The organism is Candidatus Melainabacteria bacterium RIFOXYA2_FULL_32_9, from assembly GCA_001784615.1.
Taxonomy (GTDB): domain Bacteria; phylum Cyanobacteriota; class Vampirovibrionia; order Gastranaerophilales; family UBA9579; genus UBA9579.
The window spans coordinates 1-7,106 of the sequence record MFRQ01000104.1 but is presented as its reverse complement, the minus strand read 5'-3'; the positions used below and the strand labels follow the sequence as shown (position 1 = coordinate 7,106).

Here is a 7,106-nt window from a genome sequence, read left to right as displayed (position 1 = left end):
ATCAATCAGATTACAAGATTCTTTCGATACAGCTGTAAGAGGCTTATATGTGTACGGAGCTAAAACCGTAGTTCCTAATGCTTTAGCTAAATTAATCTGTACCGTTTCCTAGTTTATTGCTTGTGAGTAAGTAATAAATTAATTATTTAAAAGCAATGCTTAGATCAGATACTCATTCTACTTCTTTGATCTATGCAGTTTCTTAATTCTCTCCTCTCACTCCGTAGCGGGAATGTTGATTTTTCAGTATTCCCGCTATTGTTTTTATTTAAGCTTATTGCTGGTGGGTAAGTAGCCAATTAATTATATAAAGCAAGGTCCAGAGCAGATACCCACCCTACTTCTCTATTACATATTAATAATAAGTCTAATGATAGTGTATTAAAATGAAAAATGATGATATTTGGCTGGTTTTTGGTTGTAGTCCGTTTATTAACAAAATAAAAAATAAAATACCGCTTTTATTAAAAAAATATCATTCAATCGGAATTAATTGTTTTCCTGCGTATTATCCGGATTGTGAATACTGGTTGTTTAATGATGCCGGTGTTTTTACTAATCTGGTTAAAAATAATTACAACAATCAAAAGTTAATCGTGAATAAAAACCTTGAAAGTGAGCTGAAAGCTCTCTGGATTAATCAACATAGATACATTATTCAAGATAACTTTGTTATTCCTCCGTATTACATATTTGAAACTGTTACAGATAAACCTGTTTTTGAGAAAAATGGAAAATTATTCGGTTCTTATACTTCTGCTTTGCACGCTATTAATTATGCGATTCTTGAGAATGCTAAGGCGGTTGTATTAATTGGGGTTGATTTAAGTCCTTCCTGGGATCATTTTTATGATAAAAGGCCTGTTGGTAAGCCTAAAAAAGAGCTGGAAGTTATTAAAAATCACTTAAATCAATTTGGATCACATATAAAAATCTATAAAGTTAACATAAAAGCAAATTTAGACGTTGAATATATAAGATTGAATACTCTTTTAAGCGAAAATTTTTTTGAAAAATTTATTGCTAAGATGCTCCACCTCTGGTGGAAGATGATACAAAAGCTGAAATCATTTGTGAATATTTACAAATTTAAATAGAGTTATTTTGTAAAGGAGGTCACTATGTCTAAGAATAAGAATGAAAGTCTCGAAGCTGCTTTGCTTGGTGACGAATTATCAAATGTTTATGAGCAGGAAATAGAAAACAAAATAGAAAAAGAAATTGCAGAAGCCAGAAAGCTTAAAGAAAAAGAAGCCAACAAGGAAAAATATGAGGTTATTATCACTGATATAAAACAGGTTCCGACTGAAAAAAGATTCGATAAAAGCTGCGTTTATAAGGTTTTTAATCGTAAACAAAAAACAGAGACCTTTGTAAATGGGGAACAGGCAGAAAATATGCTGAAATATTCCGATGATTATGTGATTAGGTTTGATCACAGGGTTGAATATAAGTAATTTAAGATTATGGCTGGTCATTTTTGTTGGGTCAAACTGGTTTGACCCAACCTACACAACTATTAAGGAAATAAAAAAGTATAGTATTAATCAATTTTGTCATTGCGAAGATTCCGAAGGAATCTGTGGCAATCTATCCTTTTTACAATTAAAAGAACTATTCAAAATCGGTAAGATCATCACGTAAAGTGACCGTGTCACATATAAAATATTAGGAGATTAAGTAAAAATGGCGAATTTTTACGACATACTGCAAAATGTTTGTATTCTTGCTCATGAGGAATTGCCTTCCTCTTTTAGTGATTCTAGCGATCCTTATCCTGAAATTAAGCAGTATATTAAAAATACGGTTGAAGAAATATGCTCAAAATTTCCCTGGACTTTTAGAGAAAAGAAATATGAGCTTACAACCACTGCAACGCAAAGAGAATATACACTTCCTACAGGATTACTGGCTGCAAATATTCTTCAAGATGGGATTAGAATTGAAAGTTTCTCAAAACCTCTTTATTTTATGAATCATTATGACCTTGATAAGCTTATTTTATCAAGTGGAAAGCCTTATAGATATTCAGTTTACTCAGGCAAACTTATTTTAGACCCTACTCCTGATGATGTTTATAATGTTCAAATTAAATATTTAACCGCTAATTTTGCTACTAGTGCTGATGGCTTGACAGAAAAGTCGAATCTTAGCCTTGAAACGGATATTTCAATAATTCCTGACAGACATGCGAAAGTTATCGAGTGGGGAACATATTCTCTATACAGGCAGAACTTTAAACCAGATGAGAAATATGGTTTAGCCAGAAATAAATTCCTTGAATACCTTCTTGATATGCAAAAAGAAGATGGATATGGTCAGGATTCTTCTGCGAGTATAAATATTGACATTCAATACAACGTAAATACAGCATTGCTCGGGGATTTTTTCAATCCCAGAACTTAACTTTATGAGGTAATAAAATGGTAAAACTGAATTATTTTAACATTACAGGAGGATTAAACAAGTTCTCCTCCATTGCCTCATTGAATGAGTCTGAGAAAAAGACCGATTGGTATGATGCTCAAAACATTGAAGGGCATAAATCAGGCGGGCTTGTTAAAATGAAAGGCAATATAAACGTAAATCAAACTTCATTGCCTGCAAATACTAAAATTTTAGGTATTTTTGACTATATTAAAGGTGGCGTTCACTATCCCGTTGTAAATACCTCTGAAGGCAAGTTGTACAGGCTTAATCTTTCAACAGGACTGCTTACTCAGGTTTACACAGGCCTGAATCAGACAGCTAAATGTTGTTATACTAACTTTAACAATGGTGTTATCGTTACTAATGGTGTAAACACTCCTGTTTTTTATGAAGAAGGAGTTGGTTCATCTCTATTAACAGGTACTCCACCTGTAGGCTTGCCTATTGAAGCTTTTAAAGCAAGGGTTTTTATTGCTACAGAGTCAACTCTGCATTACTGTGCCCTCGGTAACCCTAATGACTGGACAACCGCTAATGATGCCGGTTTTATTGCGAATTTTCACAATGATTCAAGTCCAATTATTGCTTTGAAAAATTATGGTGAATATCTTGCAATATACAAAAAACAGGGAATATATTTATTAACAGGTTCATCACCCGCTGATTTTGCCATTGTGCCTGTGTCAGATAAAGGTTCATTAAGCAGTTGGGGAATAGGAACCATTGATAATAACCAGTTTTTCTTTAATGGAGACTCTATTACCCCGCTTAGATTTAACGAGCTTGGTCAGGTTATGCTTGCTGATGATGTTTCCATTAAAATAAAGCCTGCTCTCGATGAACTTGACAGCTTAAAATTTAATCAGGTTGTGTGCATTCCTTACCAGAAAAAGAATCAGATATGGTTTTATTTTTCAACGGGCGTTGATCAAAATCTGGATGTCTGCTATATATATGACTTTTTCCACAATAGTTGGCACAAAAGAGTTGGTTTTCCTGTCACTTGCGGCACCGTAATAGACAGTGTTATTTATACAGGAACTGCTGATGGTAAGATTTTACAGGAAGATTATGGAGATGATTTCGACGGTGATGCAATTGAAGCCTGGTGGTATTCTCCATGGTTTACTTTTGGAAAACCTGGCATTCCTAAAGAAATAAACAGCTTTGATATTTGGCTTTATCAAGATCAAAACCATTCTATAGACGTTTTATACTCAAAGAATTATGGACAAAACCATTTATTTAAGTCAATAAGTGTACTTGGTGAAGATGATTTAATCTGGGATGTTAGGAATTGGGATTCTGACGGCTGGTCGAGTTCAAAGGCCATTAAAAAGAGGATAAGACTTAACGGAAAATACGAGTCTATTCAAATCGGAGTTCGTAATATTGAGGCAAATCAGCCTTTTACTGTTTTGGGATTTTCGTTTGATCTTGAGGTCGCTGATTTATGATTAAATTTATTCCGGTTTTAGCCGATAAGTCAAAGGCAAAATTTGAAAATCAACAGTATTTACCCTTTATACTAAACTTATTCAGTAGATATAAAGACGTTCTTATTGATGATTATTATCCTAAAGATACTTTTGATCTTATTTCATACATAGTTGATGAGATTAATCAGCTTTATCCCTGGTTTTTATTGATATCAGTTGATGATAATCCAGTCGGGGTTGTCTGGATTTCGCATTGGCATGGGACACCTGATAAATACCATTCTTGCCAGCTTCATTCCTATATTGACAAGAAATATTGGGGAAAAACCACTAGAAATATTCTCGATGAGCTCTTGAATATTCTGTTTAATGAAATTGGTGTTGAAAGAGTGCAGATGGAAATTCCTGAATTTAATCATAAGGCCTGCGCTTTTGCAAAAAGAATGGGCTTTATTCAGGATGGCATCATTAGATGTGCAACTATGAAAGATAATAAACCGGTTAACAATATTTTATTTAGTAAATTGAAAGGAGAATACGAATATGGGAAGAGGTAAAGCACCAGAACCTCCGCAATTTTCACCAAGTGAAATTCGCTATGGTAATAATGTCGTGGGAAGAACTTATCAGGATCCAACAGGTGCTATAATTAGTCAGTATTTCCCTGATCCTTTAGAAGCAGAAAGAAGAACACTTCTTCAGCAAAAACTTAATTCAATTGCTCCATCATTAGGCTTGACAGCTCCTGAATTGGCTCAACAGTATAATCAAACTGAAGCTGCTTATGTCGATGATGCTAAAACTAAGTTTTTAGATCAGTATAATCCTACTTTGAGAGACTTAAGAGAAGATATAGCTTCCAGATTCGGTACTCTTAATTCTTCGCAGTTTCTTAATGGTCTGACTGATCTTGAAAAAACAAAGGCATCAGCTTTTGCAGATATCGTAAATCAAGGAAAAATGCTCAAGTATGATCTTGTTAATCAGGATGAAACAAGAAAATTAAATGCTATGCAAGCTCTTAGTGGCCTGTTAAATGGGGATGTCGCTAACTTTATGAATGGTGTACAAGCTCCTCAAAGTTCTGCAAACCTTATTAACGGTTTGTCAAACAATCAATGGGTAAATATGTTAAACGATTACAGGCAGAGCATTGCGAATAATAAAAATACCAGAACAAGCCAGAATAATAATAAATGGTATTCAATGAAGATGTCTGACTTGTTTTAATGAGTAGTTTTATTATTTATTGCTAGTGGTAAGAAATATTATGTTAAAAGTAAACTCCTGTCATTGCGAGGGCTTTAGCCCGTGGCAATCTATACAATGTACCATTTAAACCTTAAAATTACATTAAAGTTATACATAGGCAAGATCCTCGCGTCGCTTCGCTCCTCAGGATGACAGTGTGTGTTATCCTGAACGTTAGTAGGATCTCAGAGATTCTTCGCTTCACTCAGAATGGCAGCGGGATATTATTGGAAGGACTGATGACTAAGAAAAGTGACTGTGTTACATCGCGATGGTAGTGCGTATTATTGGAATGATCGGCGAAAAGAGTGACTGTGTCACCTTCGAGTTTTCAAGGCTCCTGCAAAAACATTCCCATTTCCATAATTTATTGGTCAAAGTACTAGTAAATTGTTTCATAAATCTTCAGGGGTAATAATTTGATATTGGTGCGTATTGCGTACACTACTTTAAAAAAGCAGTTTCTATAGTTTATTAGTGTTCATATAAAATACAGGGTGAATGCTTTCGTAGGAGACTTTTAAGCATTTCAATTTGTAGCTTCAAGAGTGACGGAGAGAGTTTTCACCTCTGTATGATTAATCAAAAAAACTAGTAATTCGGGAGAATGAAAAATGAGTTTAATAAATAGTTTAGTTCAGTTTGTAGCTGGGACAAAAGCAGTTGCAAGTGAGGTTAATTCTAATTTTGAAACCTTGAGAACAGGTCATAATGACCAGGAAGCCAGAATAAGTACTGTTGAAGGTGCTTATGTTAAAAAAGATGGAACTGTGGCTATGGCCGGCGCTCTTAATATGGGAAGCCATAAAATAACAGCCCTTACTAATGGGGCAGATACGAATGACGCTGTTAATAAAGGACAATTGGATACTAAAGCTGAGTTAGCAGGAGCTTCTACTCAGGTTTTTGAAGCAGCCGACGGTTCAACTGGAAAACAGGTTGTGAATATAAGTCAATTTGTTAATTCACTTGCTGCGAGCGGGTATCATAAATTACCATCTGGCTTGATTATTCAATGGCAAAAAGAAACATCAATAGCAGGTCTGACATATAGAACCGTTACATTTCCAATTTCTTTCCCTACTGCTGTAGTAGCAATATTGCCATCGAGAGTCCTTAATTATGCTGCTTCTCTTGTAGGTGTCATTACGGTTGATCCTACAAATACAACACTTTCAGGAACAAGGATTGGTAATTGTGATAATGCGTCAGCTGATGCCTATATTGTAAGTATAGGATATTAAGGAGAAAAAGTAATGAAATTTGCAAGTTACGATGAGATTGGCAATATAACAGGCTATTATGATGATCAAATACATACTGTAATACCTGTGCCTAATATTGCTCTAACACATGAAGAGTGGCTTTTTTGTGTAGATAATCGAGATCAGGCTAATATTAGAGATGAAGAATTATTTCTAAGACCAGAAAGACCATCTGCTTTTCACGATTTCATAGACGATGAATGGGTATTAAACTTAGATAGAAAGTTGAAATCATTTATTAGGCCTAGAAGAAACGATCTTCTAGCTGAAACTGACAAATATATGCTGTCTGATTATCCTATAACTGAAGAAAAAAGGCAGGAATATGTTGCTTACAGGCAACAATTAAGAGATTTCCCTTCAGTATGCGATATTGAGAACCCAGAATGGCCCGTTAAGCCTGAGTAAGTCAGAATATTTCTCCTTTTTTAAGATAAGTAAAAAAAGTAAAAACCGAAAATATGTACAATTTTTTTTCTCGAATAGATGTTTTAATTAACTTATGGTTTAAAAAATTATTTTGAGTTAATTTCATATCTTTCTTGATTATCTTTCTAAATTTAATCTTATCGCTAAAAAAGTGAGTGTTGTTTGACGCTCTCAGCACCATTATATCCATCTTACTCAGTCAGCCTAAAAAGGGCTGATTTTTTTATGTCTGTTTTTTAGAAAGGTGAAAGAATGGACCTGAATAATATTATTGCCGCAGTAATAGGCGGTA

General features: G+C 34.3%; 9 protein-coding genes. 8 read left to right on the top strand and 1 reads right to left on the bottom strand.

Annotation, left to right across the window (positions count from 1 at the left end):
* Positions 1-386: 386 nt before the first annotated feature.
* The 8 genes from A2255_00120 to A2255_00085 all read left to right on the top strand — a co-directional run bounded on the left by A2255_00120 (position 387) and on the right by A2255_00085 (position 6,793).
* Complete coding sequence (locus tag A2255_00120) at positions 387-1,097, top strand: hypothetical protein (GenBank protein ID OGI18959.1); 711 nt, start codon at positions 387-389, stop codon at positions 1,095-1,097.
* A gap of 24 nt (positions 1,098-1,121) precedes the next feature.
* A complete protein-coding gene (locus A2255_00115) occupies positions 1,122-1,457 on the top strand; it encodes a hypothetical protein (protein OGI18958.1) in 336 nt (111 codons plus the stop codon).
* A gap of 229 nt (positions 1,458-1,686) precedes the next feature.
* Positions 1,687-2,406: a hypothetical protein gene (locus A2255_00110; GenBank protein ID OGI18957.1), complete on the top strand. Its 720-nt coding sequence runs from the start codon at positions 1,687-1,689 to the stop codon at positions 2,404-2,406.
* 17 nt (positions 2,407-2,423) lie between these two features.
* Positions 2,424-3,887 (top strand): hypothetical protein, encoded by a 1,464-nt coding sequence (locus tag A2255_00105; GenBank protein OGI18956.1) that lies wholly within the window; start codon positions 2,424-2,426, stop codon positions 3,885-3,887.
* Positions 3,884-4,426 (top strand): hypothetical protein, encoded by a 543-nt coding sequence (locus A2255_00100; GenBank protein OGI18955.1) that lies wholly within the window; start codon positions 3,884-3,886, stop codon positions 4,424-4,426. Before A2255_00105 ends, A2255_00100 begins: the two co-directional genes overlap by 4 nt.
* Positions 4,413-5,099: a hypothetical protein gene (locus tag A2255_00095; protein OGI18954.1), complete on the top strand. Its 687-nt coding sequence runs from the start codon at positions 4,413-4,415 to the stop codon at positions 5,097-5,099. The genes A2255_00100 and A2255_00095 overlap by 14 nt, the downstream gene beginning before the upstream one ends.
* A gap of 635 nt (positions 5,100-5,734) precedes the next feature.
* A complete protein-coding gene (locus A2255_00090; GenBank protein OGI18953.1) occupies positions 5,735-6,364 on the top strand; it encodes a hypothetical protein in 630 nt (209 codons plus the stop codon).
* 210 nt (positions 6,365-6,574) lie between these two features.
* The gene (locus tag A2255_00085; protein OGI18960.1) at positions 6,575-6,793 is read left to right on the top strand and encodes a hypothetical protein; all 219 of its coding nucleotides are present in this window, start codon (positions 6,575-6,577) and stop codon (positions 6,791-6,793) included.
* Between the two features lies 1 nt (position 6,794).
* On the opposite strand, the gene A2255_00080 is transcribed toward A2255_00085, so the two are convergent.
* The gene (locus A2255_00080; GenBank protein OGI18952.1) at positions 6,795-6,995 is read right to left on the bottom strand and encodes a hypothetical protein; all 201 of its coding nucleotides are present in this window, start codon (positions 6,993-6,995) and stop codon (positions 6,795-6,797) included.
* Between the last annotated feature and the right edge of the window lie 111 nt (positions 6,996-7,106).